The 25100-nt window shown below is 36.0% G+C and carries 25 protein-coding genes; 5 read left to right on the top strand and 20 right to left on the bottom strand.

Annotation, left to right across the window (positions count from 1 at the left end; translation table 11 throughout):
• Positions 1 to 59: 59 nt before the first annotated feature.
• A complete protein-coding gene (gene rpsO, locus QWY88_RS00815; protein ID WP_304543050.1) occupies positions 60 to 335 on the bottom strand; it encodes a 30S ribosomal protein S15 in 276 nt (91 codons plus the stop codon).
• A gap of 157 nt (positions 336 to 492) precedes the next feature.
• Between rpsO and QWY88_RS00810 the strand changes: the two genes are divergently transcribed.
• The 3 genes from QWY88_RS00810 (at position 493) to QWY88_RS00800 (ending at position 4187) form a co-directional block, all read left to right on the top strand.
• Positions 493 to 897 carry an RrF2 family transcriptional regulator gene (locus tag QWY88_RS00810; protein WP_304543048.1) on the top strand — a complete coding sequence of 135 codons (405 nt, stop codon included), beginning with the start codon at positions 493 to 495 and terminating at the stop codon, positions 895 to 897.
• A 113-nt stretch (positions 898 to 1010) separates the two neighbouring features.
• Complete coding sequence (gene flhA, locus QWY88_RS00805) at positions 1011 to 3095, top strand: flagellar biosynthesis protein FlhA (protein WP_369811207.1); 2085 nt, start codon at positions 1011 to 1013, stop codon at positions 3093 to 3095.
• 15 nt (positions 3096 to 3110) lie between these two features.
• Complete coding sequence (locus QWY88_RS00800) at positions 3111 to 4187, top strand: DHH family phosphoesterase (protein WP_304543044.1); 1077 nt, start codon at positions 3111 to 3113, stop codon at positions 4185 to 4187.
• A 23-nt stretch (positions 4188 to 4210) separates the two neighbouring features.
• Here the strand turns inward: QWY88_RS00800 and QWY88_RS00795 are convergent, their stop codons facing one another.
• From QWY88_RS00795 to QWY88_RS00765, 7 genes are read right to left on the bottom strand one after another with little or no spacing between them, the layout of a single operon-like run.
• Positions 4211 to 5608, bottom strand: coding sequence for an N-acetylmuramoyl-L-alanine amidase family protein (locus QWY88_RS00795; protein ID WP_304543042.1), 1398 nt, complete (start codon positions 5606 to 5608; stop codon positions 4211 to 4213).
• A 7-nt stretch (positions 5609 to 5615) separates the two neighbouring features.
• Positions 5616 to 6707: a nitronate monooxygenase gene (locus tag QWY88_RS00790; protein ID WP_304543040.1), complete on the bottom strand. Its 1092-nt coding sequence runs from the start codon at positions 6705 to 6707 to the stop codon at positions 5616 to 5618.
• Entirely contained in the window at positions 6707 to 7909 is a 1203-nt protein-coding gene (gene tyrS, locus QWY88_RS00785; RefSeq protein ID WP_304543038.1) for a tyrosine--tRNA ligase, read from the bottom strand. The genes QWY88_RS00790 and tyrS overlap by 1 nt, the downstream gene beginning before the upstream one ends.
• A gap of 25 nt (positions 7910 to 7934) precedes the next feature.
• On the bottom strand, positions 7935 to 10088 hold the full coding sequence (locus QWY88_RS00780) for a RelA/SpoT family protein (protein WP_304543036.1): 2154 nt from the start codon (positions 10086 to 10088) through the stop codon (positions 7935 to 7937).
• Between the two features lie 12 nt (positions 10089 to 10100).
• Positions 10101 to 10322 carry a DNA-directed RNA polymerase subunit omega gene (gene rpoZ / locus QWY88_RS00775; protein WP_304543034.1) on the bottom strand — a complete coding sequence of 74 codons (222 nt, stop codon included), beginning with the start codon at positions 10320 to 10322 and terminating at the stop codon, positions 10101 to 10103.
• Between the two features lie 11 nt (positions 10323 to 10333).
• The gene (gene pyrH, locus QWY88_RS00770; protein WP_304543032.1) at positions 10334 to 11047 is read right to left on the bottom strand and encodes a UMP kinase; all 714 of its coding nucleotides are present in this window, start codon (positions 11045 to 11047) and stop codon (positions 10334 to 10336) included.
• Between the two features lie 46 nt (positions 11048 to 11093).
• Entirely contained in the window at positions 11094 to 11669 is a 576-nt protein-coding gene (locus tag QWY88_RS00765; protein ID WP_304543030.1) for a GGDEF domain-containing protein, read from the bottom strand.
• 126 nt (positions 11670 to 11795) lie between these two features.
• On the opposite strand from QWY88_RS00765, the gene QWY88_RS00760 reads away from it, so the two are divergent.
• Both QWY88_RS00760 and QWY88_RS00755 read left to right on the top strand, forming a co-directional pair.
• Positions 11796 to 13748: a M3 family metallopeptidase gene (locus tag QWY88_RS00760; RefSeq protein WP_304543028.1), complete on the top strand. Its 1953-nt coding sequence runs from the start codon at positions 11796 to 11798 to the stop codon at positions 13746 to 13748.
• Positions 13749 to 13801: 53 nt separating this feature from the next.
• Entirely contained in the window at positions 13802 to 14755 is a 954-nt protein-coding gene (locus QWY88_RS00755) for an endonuclease/exonuclease/phosphatase family protein (RefSeq protein WP_304543026.1), read from the top strand.
• On the opposite strand, the gene ung is transcribed toward QWY88_RS00755, so the two are convergent.
• Genes ung through QWY88_RS00695 form a run of 12 tightly spaced genes read right to left on the bottom strand, consistent with a single transcriptional unit; the run spans position 14736 to position 25095 of the window.
• Positions 14736 to 15416 (bottom strand): uracil-DNA glycosylase, encoded by a 681-nt coding sequence (ung, locus tag QWY88_RS00750; RefSeq protein WP_304543024.1) that lies wholly within the window; start codon positions 15414 to 15416, stop codon positions 14736 to 14738. The genes QWY88_RS00755 and ung overlap by 20 nt on opposite strands.
• Positions 15417 to 15419: 3 nt before the next feature.
• On the bottom strand, positions 15420 to 16379 hold the full coding sequence (hemC, locus tag QWY88_RS00745; RefSeq protein WP_304543022.1) for a hydroxymethylbilane synthase: 960 nt from the start codon (positions 16377 to 16379) through the stop codon (positions 15420 to 15422).
• Positions 16379 to 17209, bottom strand: a complete 831-nt coding sequence (locus QWY88_RS00740; protein WP_304543020.1) for a DsbA family protein — start codon at positions 17207 to 17209, stop codon at positions 16379 to 16381. The genes hemC and QWY88_RS00740 overlap by 1 nt, the downstream gene beginning before the upstream one ends.
• Positions 17163 to 17600 carry an FxsA family protein gene (locus QWY88_RS00735; RefSeq protein WP_304543017.1) on the bottom strand — a complete coding sequence of 146 codons (438 nt, stop codon included), beginning with the start codon at positions 17598 to 17600 and terminating at the stop codon, positions 17163 to 17165. The genes QWY88_RS00740 and QWY88_RS00735 overlap by 47 nt, the downstream gene beginning before the upstream one ends.
• On the bottom strand, positions 17600 to 19303 hold the full coding sequence (locus QWY88_RS00730; protein WP_304543015.1) for a proline--tRNA ligase: 1704 nt from the start codon (positions 19301 to 19303) through the stop codon (positions 17600 to 17602). Before QWY88_RS00730 ends, QWY88_RS00735 begins: the two co-directional genes overlap by 1 nt.
• 3 nt (positions 19304 to 19306) lie before the next feature.
• Positions 19307 to 20587: a glutamyl-tRNA reductase gene (gene hemA, locus QWY88_RS00725; protein ID WP_304543013.1), complete on the bottom strand. Its 1281-nt coding sequence runs from the start codon at positions 20585 to 20587 to the stop codon at positions 19307 to 19309.
• Positions 20588 to 20589: 2 nt separating this feature from the next.
• On the bottom strand, positions 20590 to 21477 hold the full coding sequence (locus QWY88_RS00720; RefSeq protein WP_304543011.1) for a polyprenyl synthetase family protein: 888 nt from the start codon (positions 21475 to 21477) through the stop codon (positions 20590 to 20592).
• A gap of 11 nt (positions 21478 to 21488) precedes the next feature.
• Entirely contained in the window at positions 21489 to 21905 is a 417-nt protein-coding gene (locus QWY88_RS00715) for a hypothetical protein (RefSeq protein WP_304543009.1), read from the bottom strand.
• A 6-nt stretch (positions 21906 to 21911) separates the two neighbouring features.
• A complete protein-coding gene (locus QWY88_RS00710) occupies positions 21912 to 22199 on the bottom strand; it encodes a DUF2018 family protein (RefSeq protein WP_226962177.1) in 288 nt (95 codons plus the stop codon).
• Positions 22199 to 23065, bottom strand: a complete 867-nt coding sequence (gene argB, locus QWY88_RS00705; RefSeq protein WP_304543005.1) for an acetylglutamate kinase — start codon at positions 23063 to 23065, stop codon at positions 22199 to 22201. Before argB ends, QWY88_RS00710 begins: the two co-directional genes overlap by 1 nt.
• Before the next feature lie 15 nt (positions 23066 to 23080).
• Complete coding sequence (locus tag QWY88_RS00700; protein WP_304543003.1) at positions 23081 to 23968, bottom strand: tetraacyldisaccharide 4'-kinase; 888 nt, start codon at positions 23966 to 23968, stop codon at positions 23081 to 23083.
• A gap of 5 nt (positions 23969 to 23973) precedes the next feature.
• On the bottom strand, positions 23974 to 25095 hold the full coding sequence (locus QWY88_RS00695; protein WP_304543001.1) for a DegT/DnrJ/EryC1/StrS family aminotransferase: 1122 nt from the start codon (positions 25093 to 25095) through the stop codon (positions 23974 to 23976).
• Positions 25096 to 25100: the final 5 nt, after the last annotated feature.

Below are 25100 nucleotides of genomic sequence, written 5' to 3'. Positions count from 1 at the left end.
TGGGAAAGAAACAAAACCTTATCCATCTCAAAAGAGGTGGATAAAGCTAAGAAGTTTAATTAGATGTTATCACGGATTCCTAAAGACTCTACAAGTGCTTGGTAACCATCTTTGTTCGTTCTTTTGAAGTATTTCATAAGACGACGACGTTGACCAACTAATTTTAGTAGTCCAAGACGAGATGCGTGATCTTTTTTGAACACTTTTAAGTGCTCAGTTAATTCCGCAATTCTAGTAGTTAAAAGTGCAATTTGAACTTCACTTGAACCAGTGTCGTTTTCATTACGTCCGTATTTTGCAATAATCTCTGCTTTTTTAGCCGAATCTAAAGCCATAATAGCCTCCTGATAGGTATAATAATCTAACTCAAATGCAATTGCAGAAAAGTTGAAGCGCAATTATATCCAAATTTTTCTTTATTTTTATTTATATTACCATTAAGGGTTTTTAGCTATAATATTCATCAAAATAATAGTTATAAAGAATATAGAGATGTTAATTACAAAAGCAAGTGAATATGCAATACTTTCGTTAATAGTTTTATCATCAGCAAAAGAGCCTATGGATAGTGAATCTCTCTCGCGAGAGTTGGCTATATCAAAAAGTTTCTTAGCTAAAATACTTCAATCACTTGCAAAAGCCGGAATACTGAAATCGTATAAAGGTGTAAACGGTGGATTCTCACTCAATAAAGATCCTCAAGAGATCAATATGTTAGATGTCCTTTCAAATGTTGAAAGCAAAGCACCTGCAGTATTTGACTGTTCCCCATCTGAAAAAGATTGTCCATCCGATCGAGCTGATGTCTGTTCTATTTGGCCATTTTTAAATAAACTGCAAATAAAGATAGATGATTTTTTAAAAAATCTGACTCTTGCAGATATATTAAAAGATTAAAAATAATAAGATGAGTTACATTGGCTAAAAAGAAGTTAACACTAAAACAACAAGTCGGCACCAGCTTAAATTTTCTACTTGGACAAAAAGATCTCAGTGTAGTTATATTTGTTATGGCAATTTTAGCCATTATTATCGTACCTCTTCCATCATCAGTTTTAGATCTTTTCTTAACGGTATCGATGGCTATGGCAGTTTTAATCCTTCTCATTTCACTCTATATACCCAAACCGACCGATCTAACAACATTTCCTACGCTCATACTTATTCTAACCCTTTTTAGATTGGCACTAAATATTGCGACTACGAGGATGATTTTAAGTCATGGGTATGAAGGTCCTGAAGCGGTAAGTGATATTATCACCAGTTTCGGTAACTTTGTTGTGGGTGGAAACTATGTAATCGGAATCATCGTATTTGCAATCTTGGTTATTATCAACTTTATGGTTGTTACAAAAGGTTCTACAAGGGTTGCAGAGGTTGCAGCTCGTTTCGTGTTAGATTCTATGCCGGGTAAACAGATGGCAGTCGATGCGGATCTTAATGCAGGACTCATCGATGATGCCCAAGCGAAACAAAGACGTGCAGAGATCTTACAAGATGCAAACTTTTACGGAGCGATGGACGGTTCGAGTAAGTTTGTTAAAGGGGACGCCGTTGCCGGTATCATTATTACTCTTATCAATATTATCGGTGGATTTTTAATAGGTGTTTTCCAATACGATATGAGTGTAAGCGATTCAGCATCAACTTTTACACTTTTAACTATCGGTGACGGTTTGGTGGGACAGATTCCGGCCCTTATCGTTTCAACTGCTACAGGTATTATGATCACCCGTTCATCTAGTGACGGCGATAATTTTGCAGAGGGTACGATCAACCAAATGGTTGGAAATGCAAAGATTCTAATGATTGTCGGTGGGATCATGACACTCTTTGCACTAGTTCCGGGACTTCCTACTGCTTCAATGGGGCTTATCGGTATCTTGTTTGCACTTCTTGGCTGGTCAATCTACAAATATGAAAGAGGTGAACTCAGTATCCTTGATGTTGAAAACATCTTATCTAGTAAAACGAAACAAGAGTTAGAGGCTCAAGAAAAAGCTAAACCGAAAAAGACTCAAGAGGAGATCCAAAGAGAGGAAGAGAGTGCTTTAGAAGATATCCTAAAAGTAGAGATGTTAGAACTCACACTCGGATATCAGCTCATCAAACTAGCAGACTCTTCTCAAGGAGGAGATCTCTTAGAGCGTATCCGTTCAATGAGACGAAAAATTGCGAGTGACTACGGATTTTTAATGCCGCAGGTTCGTATTCGGGACAACCTCCATCTTCAACCGACACAATACCAAGTGCTTTTAAAAGGTGTTGAAATAGGTGAAGGTGAAATACTTCCTGATAACTTTCTAGCTATGGATAGCGGTATGGCTACAGGTCACGTTAACGGTAAGCCTACAAAGGAACCTGCATTTGGGCTTGATGCCCTGTGGATCTCTCCTGATGATAAAGAGGATGCAATTATGCATGGATATACGGTAGTTGATCCTGCTACTGTTATCTCTACACATATGAGTGAGCTTATTAAGCGTAATGCAGAAGAGCTCCTTACTCGTCAAGAGGTACAGGCACTTATCGATAAAATTAAAGATGATTATCCTGTTATTATAGATGATGTACTTAAAGTAGCTAATATCGGTTTAATTCAAAGAGTATTAAAATCATTATTACATGAAAAAATACCTCTTAAAGATATGCTCAATATCTTAGAGACAATTGCAGATATTGCAGAATATACTAAAAATGTAGAGCTGCTCACTGAACAGGTAAGAGCAAAACTCTCTCGTGTTATTACACAGATGTATTCCGGAGATGACGGTGTGATCAGACTGCTTACATTTGATACGCAAACTGAACAGATGTTACTGCAAAAATCACAAGAGCAAGACGGAGTGAGAAATATTATGCTTAATGTCGGTGAGATAAATGCCCTTATTCAAGCTGTAAGTACAAAAGCGGCTGAAGTATTACAGAAAAACATCTCACCTGTTATAGTGATAGTAGATCCGCAAATACGTCGTGGTGTTGCAGAGATATTTGAAAAATTCTCTCTGGATATCGTAACACTTTCACATGCTGAGATAGATTCCAGTGCAACTTTTGAAGTACTTGGTTCAATCTCTATGGAACAAAACAATTAAATTCTAAGGAAACAGATGCAAAATAGAACACTACACCACTTATCCCATATAGACTTAGATGGGTATAGTTGTCAACTTGTTATGAAATATACACCGTATGAAAAGCTTAATTACAATGCAAACTACGGTGCAGAGGTCAAAGCAAAACTAGAAGAGATTTTAGAAAATATTCAAAACGATAGTAACAGTGCATATATTTTAATCTCAGATCTCAATTTAACTGCTGATGAATCTAAATGGTTAAACCATGAAGTAAACAAACTTAATGAAAATAAAAAAGATGTAAAACTTCAACTTTTAGATCACCACGGCAGCGGTGAAGAAAGTGCAAAAAAATATGACTGGTATTATCTTGACACTGCAAGATATGCTACAAAAATCATATACGACTTTGCGAAAGAGAATTTTACATTTGATGAGCCGTCATGGATGGAGCACTATGTTAACATTGTTAATGCAGTTGATCTCTGGAAACAAGAGGAGCAAGCAAACTTTGAATTTGGAAAAGTTTTTATGCGTCTTGTTACAGAGACTAGAGAGTTAAACCGTGTAATGTTTGCAAAAAAAGATACAGAGTATAAACTTGCTCTTTTACATGAAGCTGTAAACTACATAGATCAAGAAAACGGTCATATTGTACTGGATGAAAAGATCCATACCCTTAAAAAAGATTTTTTTAGAAGAGATGCAGACAATACTTTAGATAATCTTGCAACTGAATATATCGTTGATCTTCTAGGAGAGAGCAAAGCTGACAAAACGATCTACTATAAAGGTTACAAAGGGTATCTCTCTTACGGTGTTGGAAATACTTCTATTATCGGTAACGGCTTTTTAACAAAATATCCTGAATATGACTTTATCGTTGATGTAAGTTACAGAGGGACAATGAGTCTGCGTGCAAATAATAACGTAAGCGTTGCACAAATAGCTAAAGAATGGGTTGACGGTGGTGGACATCCAAATGCAGCAGGAGGAAGAGTTCAAGGATTTAAAGAGCAATTCCGTTACCCTAAAGTGAAAGAGCAAATCGAGTCTATTATACATAAAAAAGAATCTGTTGCCGGAAAGCTTGAATATAAACAAGACTAACTAGAGTTGGATACCATCCATCTCTAATTATTTAAAAAGTATCTTTCAACCCCATTGGCAAGTCCAAGAGCCATTCGTTTTTGGTATTGTCTATCTACCAGTCTTTTTGCTTCCTTTGGATTTGTAATAAATCCGACTTCAACTAAAACTGAAGGCATCTGTGCACCTACAAGCACCCAAAACGGTGCCGGTCTTACACCCGCATCTTTAACATTCTTATATTTCTTTCTCAGTGATGCAAGTGTACCTCTTTGCAAGTCAATAGCCAGTTTATTTGAAGCAACTATATTATGAGAGTTGAGTGTTGAGAGAAAACTTTGTTTTCCATAGAAATCCATCTCGCTCATATCTGCAGAGTTCTCTTGTGCAGCTACCTTTTTTGCACGGCTTGAACGTGACTTATCGAGAAAATAGCACTCAATCCCGTACGCTTTATGTGCCTGTTTTTTACTTACGGCATTTGCATGAATACTTATAAAAAGATCCGCTTTTTTACGGTTTGCATATTTTGTTCTATTTCTCAGTCTTATAAATTTATCATCATCTCTCGTCATAAAAACTGTATATCCGCGAGCTTTTAAAATTGAGTTTAATTCTTTTGCTATTTGAAGTACTACAACTTTTTCTCTATACCCCTTATAGCCGATGGCACCTGGATCTTTACCGCCATGTCCCGCATCTATCACTATTCTTTTATTTCTATCGAGTCTTTTAGGTGAAACTACGCTTTTTGCTTCTGGAGTTTGAGAATATTTTTTCCCCGCCTTAGGAACCATGTTAACAATAAGTTGTTTGTTCTCTTTTTTAAACGAGATACTTACCTGTGCACTATCTTGAATAACTAAGCGAAGTGTTGTGGGGTTAAATTGTGCTAATTTAATTTTATCGATATTTTGTTTTTTTAATGTTTGTGATTTTGTCAACATAGAGGCATGAATATCAAATACATACTTGTACACTTTTTTCTTTGTATCGTATAGTTTAAAATAGTTGATTTGGTTATTACGCAGTTTTTTATCGAAACTTAGAACAAGTCTTCCATCTCTCCAACGAATAGATTTCAGTTTATGGGAAGAAGAGACTCGAATATCTGAAGATTGTTTTTGCTTGATTTTCTTTTGTTTTTTTACTGTTGAGGATTCTTTTTGTAGTTTTTCGAGTTCATCGGAATATTGAGAGACATCTATATGTAGTTTTGTACCGCACTTTACTATACCTTCAAGTGCACATATTTTTAACTTCTGATCTTCGTTCATTAAAGCACGAAGATAGATGTTTTTGTAATCATTATAGGCACGAAACTGATTTGCTTTTGTTGAAGACTTTGCATAGCCGTCGGCACGTTTTAAAAGTTCAAAGTCATCTGCACCATAGAGTGAAATAATAAAAAGTAGAAAAAACGTTACAACAAAGCGAATCATCTAACTTCTATTCACCCTCTGTCAGTTTTTCCATTAACTCTTTGACTGATATGATCTTGTCAAGTCTGTATCCGTTTGTTCCAGAGAAGAAAAGACCTGTTTCAAGATTTCCTTCATATGCGTCACTGAGTCTATCAGCAATACAGAAACCTACAACTTTCGCTTCTTCACCTCTATTACAAGGAGCTACACAGTTTGAGATACATTTAATGTCCGGCCCTTCTCGTTTTTCTACAAGCTTAGTAAGATTTGAGACAACACCGCGTGCAGGATATCCAACAGGAGAACTCATCAGTTTGATATCATCCTCTTTAGAATCTAAAAGTACTTTTTTGAAGTTGGCATGTGCATCACACTCGTACGTACCGATAAAACGTGTCCCCATTTGAACACCTTTAGCACCTAGAGCCATCATCTCTTCAATATCTTTTTTATCCCAAATACCACCCGCAGCAATAACTGGAATATCACCCCAGTTTTTTGCTTCTTCAACAACCGGTTCTACCAAGTTCTCTAGTTGGTATTCGTCCATTAGACACTGCTCGTATGTAAAACCTTGGTGACCGCCAGATTTTGGTCCCTCTAAGATAACTGCGTCTGGTAAACGATTGTATCTTTTTTCCCATCTACGGCAAATCAACTTTAAAGCTTTTGCAGACGATACGATAGGTACTAATGCTACATCAGGATACCCTTCTGTGAACTCTGGCATATTTGTAGGAAGTCCTGCTCCGGTAATGATAATATCAATACCCGCTTCACATGCATCTCTTACAACTCTTCCATAGTCATTAATTGCATATAAAATATTTGCTGCAAGAGGCTTGTCTCCACAGATCTCTCTTGCACTAGCTACTAGTGCTGCCAATCCCTCTTTAGAATAAAAGTTTGCTTCACTAAGTGGACGATCAGCTACTAACTTTTTAGCATATTCTTTATCTTTATAATATCCAGTACCAACAGCAGAGATAACACCCAGTCCACCCTCTTTTGAAACTGTACCGGCAAGTTGATCCCAACTAATTCCAACACCCATACCACCTTGAACGATAGGTTTTTCGATAGTATATTTTCCGATTTTAATAGAATTAAAACTCATTAATCAACCCTTAGTTTTGCAAATTTTCTTTTTCCAACTTGAAGCAAATATTCACCACTATTTAGTTGTAAGTTCATATCTGTAACTTTTTCTTGGTTTATTTTAACACCACCTTGCTTAATGTCACGTCGTGCTTGTGAAGTAGATGGTTCAAGCTTACAATCAACTAAGGCTTGAGCGATCCATAGAGATTCAGCGTTAACAGTAAATTCCTCTATATCTGTAGGTATTTGACTTTGTGCATGTACTCTATCAAACTCTTCTTTTGCTGCTTGCGCTGCTGCTTCATCATGAAATCTTGCTGTAATTTCAAAAGCAAGTTCCTCTTTCACTTTTTTAGGATGTAGAGAACCATCTTCAACACCAGATTTTAAAGCTGCAATTTCATCCAGAGATTTTGCAGAAAGAAGTTCATAATATCTCCACATTAACTCATCAGAGATACTTAACGTTTTACCAAACATATCTTTTGGTTCATCACTTACACCGATATAGTTTCCTAAAGATTTTGACATCTTTTGAACACCGTCAAGACCTTCTAAAATAGGCATCATTAAAACGGCTTGTTGTTTTTTTACATCATATGCTTTTTGAAGCTGTCTACCCATTAAAAGGTTGAATTTCTGATCTGTACCGCCTATCTCAATATCAGATTTAAGATGTACACTATCATACCCTTGAAGTAAAGGATACATAAATTCACTTACAGCAATAGGTGTATTTGATGCATATCTTTTTGAAAAATCATCACGTTCAAGCATACGTGCTACAGTCAAGTTAGAAGCAAGTGCAATCATATCTGCTGCAGTCATATTTCCTAACCAGTCGTCATTGTAAACGATATCAGTTTTTTCTTCATCTAAAATCTTAAATGCTTGTGTAGTATAACTGTCTATGTTATGAATAATCTCTTGTTTTGTTAACACTTTTCTTGTAGCACTTTTTCCTGTCGGATCACCGATAGTTGCTGTAAAACTACCAATCAAAAACTGTACACGCGCACCATATTTTTGAAATATTGCAAGCTTCTGTAAAAGTACCGTATGCCCTAGGTGTAAATCCGGTGCTGTTGGATCAAAACCGGCTTTTACAGTATAGCCTTTCCCCTCTTCAAAATAAGCTTTTAAAAGTTTTTCTATTCTTTCATTATCAATAATTTCCGCAGTTCCACGGCTAATTTCTCGTAAAGCTTCTTCTATCATCTACTACTTTCTCTTTCTAAATTTTTTAGTTTCTATAAGCGTCATCACTTCTAACTAAATCAACGACTTTAATTTTTGACTCAATTTTAGCACGAAGTGTATTAATATCAGCTTCTTCGGATTGAAAAACTATGTCACAATATTGTACATAGTCTAAATCATCTTTACCCAACTCAATTGAAGTCAGATCAATATTTTGCTTTGCCAAAAATGCCAAGAACTCTGCTAAGGCACCTTTTTCATTTGTTAACGAGGCGATAAGTTTATATCTGAACACTTTCTCTTTTGCCCATTTTACAAATACCATAGGTTCATTATCTTCAAGTTGTTTAGCCGCATTTTGACACATTTTATGGTGTACATGTGCTTTTGATTTCTCTACAAACGCCATCACTTCATCACCAAATTTCGGATGACAACAATAATCGAAAACAACATCGTTGATCGTTGTGTTTGAATAAACTTCCAAACCGCTAATTTCATACGGTTTTAACTTAAATCTGTGACGCGTGATAAATCTTTTAAAACGGTTGTTTTTTGCAATATCACTGATATATTTATGTAACACGTTCTTAAGATGTTCTAAATCTGTCGGAATATGTGAAAGGTTTTCACAATTATTCTTACTTAACCACTCCTGTACCCTTGTATGATTTAAGTTCATAACGTTAGAGATAATATTTACAGCCGATTTTGCATTAATCTCACGAATCCTTGCATTACAGTTGTTTTTCATATTTGTCTGTGCTTTAGAAGTTTTTACCGCATCGAGCCAAGAACATCTTGTCTCAATATCATCACCTGTTATAACTTTTACGATATCACCGTTATGCAACTCTGTAAGCAGTGAAGTTTTACTTTTGTTTACTACACCGTTTATAGCTTTATTTCCTATATCCGTATGCACAGCGTAAGCAAAATCTAACACTACAGCACCGCGAGGAAGTGTAAATGCATCACCCGTAGGAGAAAAAACCGAGATATCTTCCGAATATAAATCGTTTTTAATCAAGGCATAAAAATCCTCAACAGATTCGTTTTGATATTGAAGATTATCAAGCCAGTCTAGCTTGATATTATTACCGCCAGATTTATACTTCCAATGTGCCGCAACTCCAAGCTCTGCAGTTTGGTGCATATCGTATGTTCTGATCTGAACTTCAAAAATTGCCGTATTGTAAAAAACAGTAGTATGGATAGTCTGATATCCATTATCTTTAGGAACTGCAATATAATCTTTAAACCTTGATGCAAGCGGTCTAAAATTAAGGTGAATGAGTCCCAGAGCATCATAACATTTAATAGGATCTTTTACTAAAATTCTAATTGCAAGAAGGTCGAGTACTTCATCTATGCTCACCCCTTTTCTTTGCATCTTCAAGTAAATAGAGTATCTGTGTTTTATACGCGAGAGAATCTCAAAGTCATCTTCACAAAATCCATTATGGATTAAAATATCGGAAACACGCTGTTTAAAATCATTAATACGCATCTCAATGGCATGATAATTTGTATCGAGATAATTATCTATATAGTGTTTCTCTTCTGCAAAAAGATATGAAAAACTCAAATCTTCCAACATATTTTTTAGAAAACTGATCCCTAAACGGTGGGCAATTGGAGAATATACGACTAAAGTCTCTTCCGAGATACGCTTTTGCTTATGTTGCGGCAAAGCATCCAGAGTAAGCATATTATGAAGTCTGTCACAAAGCTTTACTACCAGTACACGGACATCTTCAATACTTGCTAAAAGCATCTTTCTAAATGAAAGTGCGGATACTATCAATCTTTCATTTGAACTAGAAGGGATCAATTCACTATCACGTATTGAGTCTATCTTGGTAAGTCCCGATACTAAATGAGCTACATCTTTTCCATAAAGCTCTTCAACCTCTTCTATAGTTGTCGGAGTATCTTCTACAACATCATGTAAAAGTGCGGCAATAGCCATCGCTTCATCATTAGTGATTGAAGCAACAATTGCTGCAACTAATATAGGATGAATAATATAAGGTTCACCGCTTTTTCTAAACTGTGTTTTATGTGCCTCTTTTGAAAAGTCAAGGGCATGTTTTAATTTATCGGTAGGAATTATATGGGAGAAAAGATAAGCCGTAGCCGAGTCAATATCATGAAGATGCTTAACTTTCTCGATATCAACTGGACTTAATGACAAGGTAGAGACTTCTTAGTTTTTAGAATCTTCAAAGCCTTTTACGTTTACAAGGCCTTCAGCAATTTCCATTAATGCTAAATCAGTAGATTTAATATTTGATGTACTTACGCTTAATTTGCTTGTAGCACCGTTATCAAGCTCTTCAGATCTTTTAGCAACTGCGATTGCTAATTTGTAACGATCCATGCTTGGATTGTCATTTAAAACTTTTGCTGTTAATTCTTCTATTTTCATCTACATTTCCTTTATTTAACTATAGAACAGTTTTGCATGTTTCCATGCTTTAAAATATCTAAAAGGTTACCCTCTTTAAACATATCACAAACAATAATTGGAAGTTTGTTGTCTTTTGCTAAAGCGATAGACGTATCATCCATAACTTTGATATGATCTTGTAAAGCCTGATCATAACCAATTTGATCAAATTTTACTGCATCGCTATATTTCATAGGGTCTTTATCATATACACCGTCTACTTTAGTAGCTTTTACAATCACTTCAGCACCAATCTCTACCGCTCTTAGCGTTGCTGCAGTATCTGTTGTAAAAAATGGGTTTCCGGTACCCGCTGCAAAAATAACAACGCGCCCTTTTTCAAGATGTCTACATGCTTTACGATTAATATACGGCTCTGCTATCTGTTCCATTTTAATTGCCGTTTGCATACGTACTTCAAGACCGGCATATTCACAAGCTTCTTGCATTGCAACACCATTGATTACCGTTGCTAACATACCCATATAGTCTCCACTAGTACGTTTTATGATACCATCCTGTGCAGCGGTTACACCACGAATGATATTTCCACCACCGATAACAATTCCAACTTCCACACCAGCATCAACAAGTGACTTGATCTCTTGTGCAATAAATTTAAGAATTTGAGTATCTATACCATGACCAGCTTCACCAGCAAGGGCTTCACCTGAAAACTTCACCAAAACACGTTTATGCGCCATGTAACACCTTCTTTATAAAATCTGCGTATTATAGTAAAAATTCTCTTTAAAATTGCTTTGACTCAGCTTTTGCAATAGCTTTTTCTATTAAAGTATCGCTATCGGTACCGTCATTAGGGTATTTACAAAGACCTATTGAAATATCGTATGAAGCATCGATATCTACGGGATCCTCTAAAAATTCTTTTTGCAATCTTTCGATCACTATATGGGAATTATCCTCTTTGAGATATTCATTAAAAAGAATTATAAAAGTGTCATCCTCTATATGTGCAACTAAATCTTCATTTCTTGTAGATTTAATAATAACATTACTTGCTTCATACATAAATTCATTTACAAGTTCTGTAGATTGCTCTGCAAGTTGATGGTAGTTATTCATCTTAATTGCCAAAATGAGAAATGTTTGATTGTGTCTTAGAGTTCTGTCTATTTGCTCATCAAAAACATATTTGATATTCTTTCTATTAGGTAGGTTGGTTACCGGGTTAAAATAAGCCTCTTTTATTAATCTATCTTTACCTTCCTGCATACTGTTTATTGTAATTCGAAGCCGAATTATATAAGCGATTAAAACCAAAATTACAGCGATGCCAGCGTAGATATAGTACTCATTCATCATTATTTTTCCCCTCTTCCCTTACCTTATTTTATACTTACAACAATTGTAACATAATTTTTTATTTTTTCATCATGAGTGAAGTAAGAGTTATTTGCTATAATACGCTTAAAAACCAAGGGTACCTATATGTCAAAATTTTTAACTTTTAGTTGTAATTTGGAAAAATTCATAGATGATTTACAAGTAAAATTACAACACAACAATGAAAGAATAGAAACACTTTTAAAACAGGAAAATAAAAGTTACAAAAACTTTGTAAAACCTCTGCAGATGATGGAGGAGGAGCTGGAGCATTTTTTTACACCCCTTTCTCATCTAAACAGTGTTAACAACTCAGAAAAGACTCAAGAGGTATATACTCAATCGATCCCTATTATTACAGAATACTCTACAAAAATTTCTCAAAATATTGCCATCTACAAAGCATATAAAACAATTGCTGAGAATGAAAAAACTACACTGAACTATGAACAAAAAAGAGTTTTAGAGTTAAATATCCAACATTTTGAACTAAGTGGTGCACATTTGGATGAAAAGACAAAAGCACGTCTGCAAGAGATTAATATTCGAAAAAGTGAACTCTCAAACGACTTCTCTCAAAATATTCTTGATGCTACAAACGCTTTTGAATGCATCATTGAAGATGAAGCTGATGTGAAAGGGATCCCTGCGAGCGATCTTGAAAGTGCAAAGTTTGAAGAAGAGGGAAAAACAAAATACAAATTCACCCTACAAATGCCTTCATACATTGCTTATATGACCTACGGTCAAAACAGAGAGATCAGACAAAAACTATATGAAGCGTATGTATCTCGTGCACCGCAAAACGCTGCAATCATCGATGAACTTCTAGCATTGCGTCAGGAGATGAGTGAACTTTTAGGTTTTAATAACTATGCCGAGTACTCACTTGCTACAAAAATGGCTCCGGCTCCTGAGAAAGCTTTAGAGTTTTTAGAATCTCTTTTAGACAACTCTGTAGAGCAGGCAAAAAAAGAGTTAGAACAACTTCAAGAGAGTGCACCTCATACATTAGAGAGTTTTGACACTGCATATTACAGTGAAATTCTCAAAAAAGCACAGTATGAGATAGATGAAGAGGAATACCGCCCATATTTTGAACAAAAAAGTGTCGTAAACGGGATGATGGATTTTCTTGAGAAACTTTTTGCTATTAAATTTGAACTTCAAGAGGAAACTCTCTGGCATGAAAAAGCGTATGCATATCATATCTATGAGAATGAAAAACTCAAAGCAAAAATCTACTTCGATCTAGAAGCAAGAGATTCTAAACGCGGCGGAGCATGGATGAGTAACTGGCAGGCACACTGCAGTGATGAAGCAGGTAAAGAACAGCTGGCTTCTGCATTTATAGTGTGTAACTTTCCACCATCAAGTGATACAAATCCTTCACTCCTTAGACATGATGATGTTGTAACTCTCTTTCACGAGATGGGGCATGGGATCCATCACCTCCTCTCAAACGTAAATGAGAATGAGGTAAGCGGAGTGAACGGTGTAGAGTGGGATGCAGTAGAATTCCCGTCACAATTTTTGGAAAATTTTGCTTACGAGCCTCATGTACTGAAAATGTTTGCAAAACACCATAAAACAGGTGAGGTTCTGAGTGATGAGATGATCGAAAAACTGGTTCGTGCAAAGAACTTCCTTTCAGCTATGGGGATGTTACGTCAATTAGAGTTCTCTATCTTTGATCTGCAACTCCATACGAAACTTTACAAAGGGGATGAAGTTCAAAACTTACTTAACTCGATCAGAGAAAAAACAGCACTGATTCCAACTCCTGATTACAACAAGTTTCAAAATGGATTTTCACACATCTTTGCAGGTGGATATGCTGCAGGATATTACAGTTACAAATGGGCTGAAGTATTAAGTGCAGATGCTTTTTATGCAGTTGTTGATGAGGGTATATTTGAATCTCAAACGGCTTTAAAATACCGTGATATTATTTTACACGGCGGTGGCGCAAAATCTATGCAGGATTTATACATTGAACTGATGGGTAGAGAAGCAGATACTGCTCAACTGCTACGACTAAATGGAATTGGTGTGTGAAAAACCTTTTACTCATCTTTTTAGTAGTTAGCACTCTTTTTGGAGGTGATAATTTGAAAATAGCTACCTATAACGTTGAAAACCTTTTTGATCTCAAAAAAAGCGGGGCTGAATATGTAGAATATATCCCCTACTCTCAGTCTGCTTGGGACGATCACAGCTATAAAACAAAGCTAAAAAACCTCTCTAAAGTGATTCGAGACATTGATGCCGACATTATAGCTCTTCAAGAGATTGAATCTCGTGAAGCGTTTAAAGATTTACGATACCAACTCAAAAGAGATGGACTTTATTATCAGTATGCAAAAATAGCCGACGCTAAAAATACTACTATTAAAGTTGCACTTTTAAGCAAGGTCCCGTTTGTTTATACGAAAGAGTTGGTTGTCGGTTATGCTTACGCTTTTAGAAACATTCTGGAAGTAAAACTAAAAGTAAACAATGAAGAACTCTACATCTTTGTCAATCATTGGAAGTCAAAAGCGGGACCTGAAAGTCAAAGAATCTCTTATGCAAAAGCACTCAAAAAAAGGGTACAGGAGCTAGGTAATAAAAATATCATAGCTCTGGGTGATTTTAACTCCCATTATGAAGAGTATAAAATTTTCAAACGTAAAAGAAAACATAATGATACTGATGGGAAAACGGGGATTAATCATGTTTTAGGGACTATCAACTACCAAACAGATCTCTCACCTGTTTTAAAAATCAAAGAAGATGAATTTTACAACCTCTGGTACGATATAGATAAAGATGATAGGTACAGCTATATATATAAAGGGAAAAAAGAAGCACTTGACAATATCCTGGTAACAGGTGCATTGCTTGATCACAAAGGGTTAGATTATAAAGAAGACTCTTTACACAGCTTTGTAAAACCATACCTATTTAAAGGGAAAAATATCTATAGATGGCAAATGAGCCGAGGCAAAGTAAGACGTCATAAAGCCAAAGGATACTCAGACCATTTAGCCGTCGTTGCCGAGTTTACTCTAAACACCAATTAATTGGTGTTTTCTTATTTGCTATCAGATACTCATTTGTTTTTGAAAAAGGTTTCGAGCCGAAAAAACCTCTGTAAGAAGAAAGCGGTGAGGGATGTGGTGCTTTTAGAATTAGATGCTTACTTTGATCGATCAGTTTCTCTTTCATCTGTGCAGGTTTTCCCCATAGAATAAACACAATATGCTCTTTTTTCTCACTAATTGCCTTGATCGTAGCATCTGTAAACTTTTCCCAACCTATCGCTTTATGTGATGCTGCATTGGCAGCTCGAACCGTTAAAACTGCATTGATTAAAAAGACACCCTGCTTTGCCCAAGATGTAAGCTCACTTGTAGTTGGATACTCACACCCTATATCATCCTGTAACTCTTTGAAAATATTTACAAGTGAAGGTGGATGCTTTACACCGTTTAAAACAGAAAAAGCAAGCCCGTGAGCCTGATTTTCTCCATGGTAAGGGTCTTGACCAAGTATCACAACCTTTACATCATCAAAATCAGTCGTATTGTAAGCATTAAAGATGTTTTCTTCTTCGGGATAAATAGTATGGTGTAGTTTCTCTTGAAGAAGCGTTTGTTTTAGCTCTTTTAGATAAGGTTCTTTAAGCTCCTTGTCTAAAACATCTCTCCAAGATTGATTTGTTATTTTTGCATCTAAGGGCATTGTTTAAAGTCTTTGCGGCATCTCGTCTTTAAATGCTACCTCTTCAGCCTTTTTTAGTAGTTCCAATGCACCGTTGTTGATCATAAGCTCTGCCATCTCAAGACCCATATTTTGACTCTCAGATATCTTCTTAATCATCTTCTCTTGCATAATATTTGTACCGTCGCTAAAACCGATCATAGTACGGAATACAACATTGTCTCCATCTATTACAGCATTACAAGCAACAGGCGCTGAACATCCTGCTCCGATTTTAGAGATAAAATCACGTTCAATCTGAGTACAGATAAATGTATTGATGTCTTTTAAACTCTCTGCAATCTCTAAAACTTTCGGATCACCTTGAACGATCTCGATTCCAAGAGCAGCCTGACCCATTGGCGGGATCATCATATCAAGAGAGAGTTTTTCTACATGAGGGATATCTTTTAAAAGATCAAGTCTATTTAAACCGATAAAAGCAAGGATAATAGCATCATACTGCCCTTCTGCAAGTTTTCTCAAACGTGTATTTACATTACCACGAAGATCTTTTACTTTTAGGTCTGGACGTTTTGCAAGTAGCTGCATACGGCGACGTAAACTTGTAGTACCGACCACTGCACCCTGAGGAAGTTCATCTAAAGAGCTGTATGTGTGTGATAAAAACACATCACTTTGATCTTGACGCTCAGTAACTGCAACAAGTTCTAAACCTTCAGGAATATATGTCGGTACATCTTTTAAACTATGTACAGCCATATGAGCATTTCCTGCTAACATTTGGTCTTCTAACTCTTTTGTAAAGTGCCCTTTTCCACCGATTAATGCAAGTGGTTTATCTAAAACCTTATCACCGTTACTTACAATCTTATTGAGTTCAACTTCAATCTCGGGAAAAGATTTTTCAACTCTTTCTTTAATATGATACGCTTGCCAAAGTGCTAGGTCTGATACTCTTGTTGCTATTACTAATTTTTCCATTATTTAACTTTTTTATATCCCTTTTTAGTTTCATCAAGCTTTCCATCTAGGTAAACTGTCGGTGTCCCTGCTACCATTAATTCATTTGCCGTATCAAAGTCACTATTTACGTGTTGTAATACTTTTGGATCATTGATATCTTTTTGTGTTAAATTTGTTCCAACAGCTGTGTTAAATGCTTCTAATATTTTATTCACATCTTTTTCTCTTGGATTAACTTTAATGTTATACATTTTCAGTGTAACATCTTTTACACCTTTTAGCTCAGCAGCCGCAGCCATTTTAACAATATGAACAGAAGCCGGGTGGATTCTCTCTAACGGCATATGGTAATAATATACTGCAAACTTTTTAGGATCATTTTTCATATCTTTAATTGCGCCCGGCACAAACCCTTTACAAAACGGACATAAAGGATCTGAAAAAAGTGCTACTTTATGTTTAGAGTTTGCATCTCCGTAGATCAAGTTCTCTTTTTTATAAAATCTGTTTTCAAATTTCGGCTTTACCTTTTCTACAAGGCTACGCCCGCTTTCCATATCTGTCAATTCTTTTGTGATCATTTGACCGTCAGAGAACCATACCATTCTTTGTTTTACTTGACGTTTTGGGTCTTCTTTGAGATATGCTTCAACTTCAACTATATAACCGCTCCACCCCTTTAACTCTTTTAAAGGAACTCTCTCTTTAACTTTTACTTCAATCGATTCTATTCTTTTATTTTCTTCAAACTTATCTGTTAAGAACTCTTCTATTTTTTCATTTGTATTTGCCGATAAAACACTACTTAGTAGAACTGTTATGCTCAATAATCTCAACGTCGATAACATCGTTTTTATCCTTTTTAAAATTTTCTTCATCTTCAAAAGCTGAAGTTTTACAGCTTTTGGATTTTACATTATAACGGTTAACAATCATACTCGTTATGACACTAAACTGTAATAATATCCCTAAAATATCTGTTAAAAAACCGGGGATTATTAATAAAATAGCTCCAAAAAGGGTAAATAGGTTGAGTCTTTGAAACTCTTGTAGATCTATACAGTTGTAAGAAACTGATTTCATGTTTTCAAAAAGTGTATTTCGAAAGTTTACAAGTATAGCTATACCGATAAAAGCACTTGCCAAAATTTCAAAGAATGTTGCAAGGCCACCAATAGCAGAAGAGATATTGACTGAGACCAATACCTCTAAAAATAGATATATTAAAAAATATACCATTAAATCATTTCCATAATCTTTTCATAAATTTCATCAGCTTTCACCTCTGTTTTTTCTGTTGTAGCACGATTATATATTTGTACATTACCGTTTACAAGCTCTTTACCAATTATAACAGTATATGGAAAACCGATTAACTCAGCATCTTTCATTTTAAAGCCGAATCTATCTTTACGATCATCAAGGATAACTTCAACTTTACTTTCTTGAAGTTTGCTATAGAGCTCTTCACCAAGGGCAACCTGTTCATCATCTTTGATGTTACTTACCATGATATTTACCATATAAGGAGCTGTCTCTTTTGTCCAGATACAACCGTTCTCATCATGGTGTTGTTCAACTACAGCTGCAACTAAACGCGATACACCCATACCGTATGTACCCATAATAAACGGTTGAGTTTTACCGTTTTCATCTAAAAATTCTGCTTTAAGTGGAGCTGAGTAAGTAGTTCCCAGTTTAAAGATATGTCCAACTTCGATCCCTTTAGTGAACGAAAGTTCACCATCACAATATGGACAAGTATCACCCTCGTTTACCTCTGCGATATCTGCAAAATAAGCCACTTCACTAATTACGCTTAAGTCAACGCCAACAAAGTGATAATCAACTTCATTAGCTCCACAAATCATATTTGCCGCATTTTTAAGATCAGTATCGATAACATGTTTTGCTTTATCTTGGTCTAACGGTCCAATAAATCCAGGTACTAGCCCAATCTCTTGTAGCTCTTCCTCTGTCACATCTACGATATCAAGTGCATCTGTAGCATTTACAGCTTTTACCTCTTGAAGATTGTCACACCCTCTTACAAAGAAAAGTACGATCTCGCTTGAATCTTCATAGATAACTCTTTTTGCTACACATTTGATCGTGTAGTACGGATCGACTTTGAAGAATTGTGCTAAATCTTCAATTGTCTTAGTATCTGGTGTTTGGAACTTGTTAAAATCCGCTTCAGGAGCTTCAGGAATAGATCCTCTTTTACTTCTTTTTGCCGCTTCGATATTTGCACCGTATTCACATTTTGAACATACAGCGATCGTATCCTCACCACTGTCAGCAAGGACCATCAGCTCTTTTGAACCGCTTCCACCGATAGCACCGCTATCTGCTTCAACCACTCTAAAATCAAGTCCTAAACGAGTAAGTATCTTTTTGTATGCAGCTTCAACAGCATCAAATTCACGATCTAAATCTTCAAAAGAGCTATGAAAACTGTATCCGTCTTTCATGATAAATTCACGTCCACGCATAAGACCGAATCTCGGTCTTGCTTCATCACGGAATTTCGTTTTAATCTGATAAAGATTTAACGGTAAGTTTTTATAAGATGTTACACGGTTACGTACTAGATCAACCATCATCTCTTCATGAGTCGGACCTAATACAAAAAGGTTCTCTTTACGATCGCGAAAACGTAAAAGCTCTTTTCCGAACTTCTCTATACGTCCACTTTCAGCCCAAAGATCAGCAGGCGTAACAAAACTTAGTTCAACCTCTTGTGCCGAGATAGCTTCCATCTCTTCATTGATTACATTTTCGATCTTTTTGATCACTTTTTTAGCAAGCGGCATATAGTTATAAAGACCGGCTGCAACTTGAGAGATAAAGCCTGCACGAGATAAAAATATATGACTAGGGAGTGTCGCCTCGTTTGGCACTTCCTTAGATGTAGGTATAAACGCTTTACTTCGTCTCAAAAATTAATCCTTTTTTATGTAATGTTTGTATTTATCTGGAATATTATCATTTTCACTGTTAAGCATATACTGCATTGCACCTGTCATGCTGTCACTTTTGGCCTCAGTTGAGACTGCTCTCATCTTTTTAGTCATATCGTGTAAAAATCTTTTTATTGCCTGATTTGCCATTTTTTGGGCTTCATAAGCACACTCTTCAGGGATAAAACCTTTTTTAAGTGCTCTAGCCATCTCCGCTTCTACCGCTTTGTTCGCTTTAAGATAGATCTCTTTGATCATCGGTTCTACGTTTAGTGCATCCAACCACTCATAAAAAGCGACTACACTACGTCCAACAATTCCATGTGCTTTTCTTACATCTTGTTCACGTTGTGCACGGTTAGCATCTACAACATCTTTAATATCATCAATACTAAAAAGATAGATACTCTCTTTATGAGTCATCTCTATATCTCTAGGAATCGCCAAGTCAAACCAAAAACGCTCAAACTCAACATCCTCAACCATATCATCTGTAATGATAGGGTACTGTGCACTTGTAGCTGTAAAGATAATATCAAACTCATTTACTGCCTTGTGAAGGTCACCAAACTCATACACTTTAGCCCCGCAAGCATTTGCTAAATGCGTTGCTTTCTCTTTTGTTCTGTTTGTAATATATGTTTCAACACCGTCAGATATAAGATGCTTTGCACATATCTCACTCATCTCACCTACACCGATTACAAGAGCTTTTTTACCTGCTAAGTTTGAAACCTTCTCTTTCACTTGTGCAATCGCTACAGAAGCAACTGAAACAGGTTTAGAAGATATCTCTGTAAAGTTTCTTACCTTTGCAGCGGTTTTGAAAGCATGCTCAACTGCCCGAGACATTTTTTGTGACGAGAACCCTTTTTCCTGAGAAAATTTAAAAGCATCTTTTAGCTGTCCTGCTATTTGCGTTTCACCCACTACCATAGAGTCAATTGAGCTAGCAACTGCAAAAAGGTGATGAATAGCACTACTATCGTCCACAATCTCTGCTGTTTCTTTAATGAACTCTTTAGTAAGACCTGACTTAGAAGTTAAAAGATATAACATATGTTCAAGTGCACTGTCTATATCACTACAACAACCGTAAAGTTCAACACGGTTACAAGTAGCAAGTATCATTGCTTCACTGATCGCTTCAGATTGTAAAAGATTTTGTAAACAGTTCTCTTTTTGCTCATCCGTATAAGTAAACTTCTCTCGGAGGGCTACATCACTATTTTTATGTGAAAGACTGACTGTTAAATAATGCATCGTTAATAACTTCTCTTTATCATGGTTTCTAAAATGGCAACAAGTTCCGGATCCTCTGCCATTGCCTCTTGCGCTTCATTTGAAAGTTTAAGTGCTAATTCAAAAGATTTTTCAATAGTGTTGTACTTTTGCATATTCTCTTTAATCCAAGCACTCTCTTCGCTTGATATCTCTTTAGCATGTGAAGAGACAAGTCTGTGTTTATCTTGTTCGTCTAAAGCATGATAGAGATAGATATAAGGCAATGTACATTTTCCCTCTACAAAGTCATTCATAGCAGGTTTTCCAAGTGTAGCTTCATCTGACGTGATATCTAAGATATCATCAATTATCTGAAATGACAATCCAAGGTTTCTTCCATACAAAGCGTGTGTTGCAGCATTTTTACCCGCTAAAATCGCACTCGCTTTTGCAGCAGCTTCTATGAGTGTTGCCGTTTTTAAATAAAGCATATCAAGATATTTTTTTTCGTCGGAGTTGAATGATTCAGCCATCTTCACATCCATCATCTCACCCTTACTCAGATCAGTAACAGAAGCTGAGATAGTTTGTGCGACCAGTTTGTCAAAATGAACAAGTTCCGTAAACGCTTTTGAGTAAAGAATATCACCCAGCATTACAGCTGTTTTACTCCCCTCTGTTGCATTTACCGAAGCTTTTCCACGACGAGTCATCGCTTCATCTATCACATCATCGTGAAGAAGTGAAGCACCGTGAATCAACTCTACAATGGCAGCTAATAAAGGTGCATCTTCATGCTCATTTGCAATTTTTAGTACTAACTTTGCACGAAGACGTTTTCCACCGCTAAGCATGGAAAATAAACGACTCACCTCATCATAATTTATCTCTTGAATCAATCTCTCAATCTGGGCTTCTACTCTATGCATTACTCTCGTCTTTAACTGTTTTTTAACTCTTCTAAAGTGACTTGAACTTTGTTATTAAAATTATAAAGTTCAAAAGTTGCTTCATCTTTTTCATAATCAAACTCTTTAAATTTTACTAATAAATATGGAACATTATAATTACTAGCGCCTCGAGGTTTGACAGTAACTCGAAAGCTTTGATTTTTATGATTTAGTTCTAGCACGTTTTGCGCAACTTGTTTATCGTAAGAACGTAGTACAACTAAACCACCGTTTACATAAAGCGTCCATCTAAATGTAAAGAGCTTGACTTTGTTTTCGTATTTTACAAGAATTTTCTTTTGCTGATCCTTTTTTAAGGAAATTTTGCGAACTTCCTTGTATTGATCGGCAAAAGAGACACTAAAAAATAATATTAGTGTGATAAAAACCTGTAAAAATACTTTCAAGTTGTTTTATTCGCTTTTTGAAACGATAGAACCTGTTAACTCAACGAATAAAGATTTTGTTTTCATATCACATTCTGCACTGTATTCAAATGCAAACTGCTCAACTGCTCTGTCAATATCTTCACCGACATGTTTCTCTAACATCAATTCCATCGCTGCCATTTTTTGAATAATTTGCTCAAGGTCGTATCTTACAACGTCATTATTAGCAGTAAACACTACATCCATAAATTTTGATTTTGGTGAACCACCAAATACATTATCTTCATCTTCAAATAAAGCTTCGTATTTCATTATTCTTCTTCCTTTTTCTCTATAATCTGTGTACCAACACCCTCTGATGTGAAAAGCTCAAGCAGCATAGAATGCTCTAACCTTCCATCAATAATATGTGCTTTATGTACACCGCCATCTATTGCTTCTAAACAAGCATCGACTTTTGGAACCATACCACCATGTATCGTTTCATCTGCTTTTAAATTTTCTACATCTGCTTTTGTTAAGCTAGATATCAGGTTTTTATCTTTGTCTAATACACCCTCTGTATCTGTTAAAAAGATGATTTTATTTGCACCAATCGCCTTTGCAACTTGCGATGCACAAAGGTCTGCATTAATGTTATACCCAGGATGTCCCATCTCTTCACCAGCAGCAATCGGAGCGATTACCGGAATAAAATTCTCAGCGATCAGGTTTTTTACAACATCTGCATTTACATCGGTAATGTTTCCTGTGAGACCCCATTTTTCAAAATCTTTTGGTTTGGCTTTGATGAAATGAGCATCTTTACCACTTATACCGATCGCTTTTGCACCATGAGAATTTAAAAGTGAAACTATCTCTTTATTGATCTCACCGCTGAGTATCATCTCAACAATACGCATAACATCAGGTGTAGTTACACGCTGCCCTTCGATAAACTCAGTCCCAATATTGAGTGCAGATAACATATCTGTGATCTTCTTCCCGCCACCGTGAATAATAACAGGCTTGATTCCCACTAAATACATAAGTAAAATATCTTCTGCAAACTTCTCTTTTAGTTCAGGGGAAGTTTGTGCTGAACCGCCATATTTTATAACAACTATCTCTTTTCTAAACTCCCGAATAAACGGAAGTGCATCAAGAAGTGTTTTTACTGTTTCTATTTTAGCTTTCAATATTTTTTCCTAAAATTATAATCTTGAAATTTTAGCAGAATTCAGCTTTAGTTCCAAGTCTAACAACGACAAAGGGAGTCCAAACTTTTCAATCTTCACATAATCTTTAAAAGTCACAAGCAAACTCTCACTTTTGTCTTGTTCCAAAATTGTTTCAAGTTCCTCTTTCGTGAAACTGTGATGGTCCTCAAAATAGTGCTTTGCAACAACTTCAGGCAGATATTTATCAAGCCTTTGGGGTCTTGCAATTGCAGTCACTAAAGACATCTTGGCAGTTGGATCTTTTAAAGTTGTTTTTCGGCTAAAATCTTTCTCCTCTTCTACAACCAGTGCATCCTTAGCACTCCAAAGTTTTTCTCTATATGGACCGCTAGGCAAGCAAAAACTATTTTTTGTTTTTACATCGATGAGAATATCTCTTTTTTTAATGGAGTGTTTTGAATAAGCATCATCTAAAAAGATCTGTTTTACACCCATCTCTTTTGCTTTGTCTATTGCTATTTTTCGATCTTCACTTACGATTACAATTGCAAAAGGGAGTTTTTTTGCATAGATCATCGCTTCATCACCGCTAACAGAGACATCTACCAAGATATTTTCTCTGTCTTTAACCACAATCATTCCACTTGAGTCTCTTCCGTATCCGCGTAATATGATCGCAACATCTTTTTTATCCTGTGCCAGAGCCGTGACAAAGGGGGTTTTCCCGCTTCCCCCTACTACCAGGTTTCCTACACTAATGATATCTATACCGAAATCTTCCGCTTGTGCAATACGAAAACGTATCCACATGATAAAACAGTATAAAAACGATAAAGGAAGAAAAATATAGGAGAGAAGTTTTTGGAAAACATTTGGGTTGTAGAGATACCCCTCAACCCAAAATACTAACGTTCTTTTCAAGTGAATTAAACTCTTGTTTTTGCGATCTTTTTCACTGTTGCGATCACATTTTCAACATCTTCATCACTCATATTTGCATAGATCGGGAGTGACAATACCTGCTGATATGAACGAAGTGCTACAGGAAAATCATTTACTCTTAGTGAGTATTTTGATTTATAGTATGTTAAAAGGTGCAGAGGAATATAGTGCAGTCCTGCAGTGATCCCTTCCTCTCTTAACTCTACGGCAAACGAGTCACGGTTTTTATCTATCTTGATAACATATAAACTAAACGGATGTTCATCATTACTCATATCCGGGATTGTAATATGATCAACACCGTCAAGTTTTTCGCTGTAAATACGTGCGATCTCTTGTTGTCTTGCAATGTTGTTATCTTGCTCTTCAATCTGCGCACGGATATATGCTGCATTTAACTGACTTAAAGAGTAATCGTTTCCAATATCTACAACATCATAAATATACTCTAAAGCATCTTCATCACGTACGATGGCATGGTTAGCTAAAAGTCTTGCACGCTCAATGATCTCATCATCATCCGTTACCAACATACCGCCGTTACAGATATTTTTTCTCAAATGTGGAGAGAAGTTAAAACAAACAATATCAGCTCCCGTAGAACCGATTTTTTGCCCTTTATATGTAGCACCTAACGCATCACATGCATCCTCTACAATTTTGACGTTATAGATTTTACCCATTGAGTATACACGTTCAAGATCAACCGTAGTCCCTGCAATATGTGTGATAATTACAGCTTTTAGTTTTTTTGACTTGTTATCCTCTAAATAGTTTTCAAGTTTATCAAGGTTGATATTATAATTATCTTCACAGATATCTATAAATACCGGTTCAGCATCAAAGTGGCGAACTACTTCGGGTACATTTGGATGCGCATTTACAGAACATACAACTTTATCACCACGTTTTAGATCAAGTGCCAACATCGCTAAATGAAGTGCTGAAGTACCATGCGAAGTTGCAAGGGCATACTGAGCTCCTACATAACTTGCAAACTCATTTTCTAACTCTTCAACCTGATTGATCTCTTCACCATCTAATGCATCACTTACATACGAGTGTGCCGCACGAGAACTTTCATATTTGCTAAATGGTATTTCCATACTGT

Source organism: Sulfurimonas sp. hsl 1-7 (assembly GCF_030577135.1).
Taxonomy (GTDB): Bacteria; Campylobacterota; Campylobacteria; order Campylobacterales; family Sulfurimonadaceae; genus Sulfurimonas; species Sulfurimonas microaerophilus.
This window is presented reverse-complemented; position numbering and strand designations above follow the sequence as displayed.

Excerpts from the sequence above, each read along its gene's own strand:
- QWY88_RS00710 (WP_226962177.1), bottom strand. The coding sequence starts at position 22,199 with ATGAAATACGAAGCTTTATTTGAAGATGAAGATAATGTATTTGGTGGT.
- QWY88_RS00695 (WP_304543001.1), bottom strand. The coding sequence starts at position 25,095 with ATGGAAATACCATTTAGCAAATATGAAAGTTCTCGTGCGGCACACTCG.
- QWY88_RS00720 (WP_304543011.1), bottom strand. The coding sequence starts at position 21,477 with ATGCATAGAGTAGAAGCCCAGATTGAGAGATTGATTCAAGAGATAAAT.
- QWY88_RS00740 (WP_304543020.1), bottom strand. The coding sequence starts at position 17,209 with ATGTTATCGACGTTGAGATTATTGAGCATAACAGTTCTACTAAGTAGT.
- rpoZ (WP_304543034.1), bottom strand. The coding sequence starts at position 10,322 with ATGAAAATAGAAGAATTAACAGCAAAAGTTTTAAATGACAATCCAAGC.
- hemC (WP_304543022.1), bottom strand. The coding sequence starts at position 16,379 with ATGGAAAAATTAGTAATAGCAACAAGAGTATCAGACCTAGCACTTTGG.
- pyrH (WP_304543032.1), bottom strand. The coding sequence starts at position 11,047 with ATGGCGCATAAACGTGTTTTGGTGAAGTTTTCAGGTGAAGCCCTTGCT.
- flhA (WP_369811207.1), top strand. The coding sequence starts at position 1,011 with ATGGCAATTTTAGCCATTATTATCGTACCTCTTCCATCATCAGTTTTA.
- QWY88_RS00795 (WP_304543042.1), bottom strand. The coding sequence starts at position 5,608 with ATGATTCGCTTTGTTGTAACGTTTTTTCTACTTTTTATTATTTCACTC.
- ung (WP_304543024.1), bottom strand. The coding sequence starts at position 15,416 with ATGCCCTTAGATGCAAAAATAACAAATCAATCTTGGAGAGATGTTTTA.
- QWY88_RS00760 (WP_304543028.1), top strand. The coding sequence starts at position 11,796 with ATGTCAAAATTTTTAACTTTTAGTTGTAATTTGGAAAAATTCATAGAT.
- QWY88_RS00765 (WP_304543030.1), bottom strand. The coding sequence starts at position 11,669 with ATGATGAATGAGTACTATATCTACGCTGGCATCGCTGTAATTTTGGTT.
- rpsO (WP_304543050.1), bottom strand. The coding sequence starts at position 335 with ATGGCTTTAGATTCGGCTAAAAAAGCAGAGATTATTGCAAAATACGGA.
- QWY88_RS00735 (WP_304543017.1), bottom strand. The coding sequence starts at position 17,600 with ATGGTATATTTTTTAATATATCTATTTTTAGAGGTATTGGTCTCAGTC.
- QWY88_RS00790 (WP_304543040.1), bottom strand. The coding sequence starts at position 6,707 with ATGAGTTTTAATTCTATTAAAATCGGAAAATATACTATCGAAAAACCT.
- tyrS (WP_304543038.1), bottom strand. The coding sequence starts at position 7,909 with ATGATAGAAGAAGCTTTACGAGAAATTAGCCGTGGAACTGCGGAAATT.
- QWY88_RS00810 (WP_304543048.1), top strand. The coding sequence starts at position 493 with ATGTTAATTACAAAAGCAAGTGAATATGCAATACTTTCGTTAATAGTT.
- QWY88_RS00800 (WP_304543044.1), top strand. The coding sequence starts at position 3,111 with ATGCAAAATAGAACACTACACCACTTATCCCATATAGACTTAGATGGG.
- hemA (WP_304543013.1), bottom strand. The coding sequence starts at position 20,587 with ATGCATTATTTAACAGTCAGTCTTTCACATAAAAATAGTGATGTAGCC.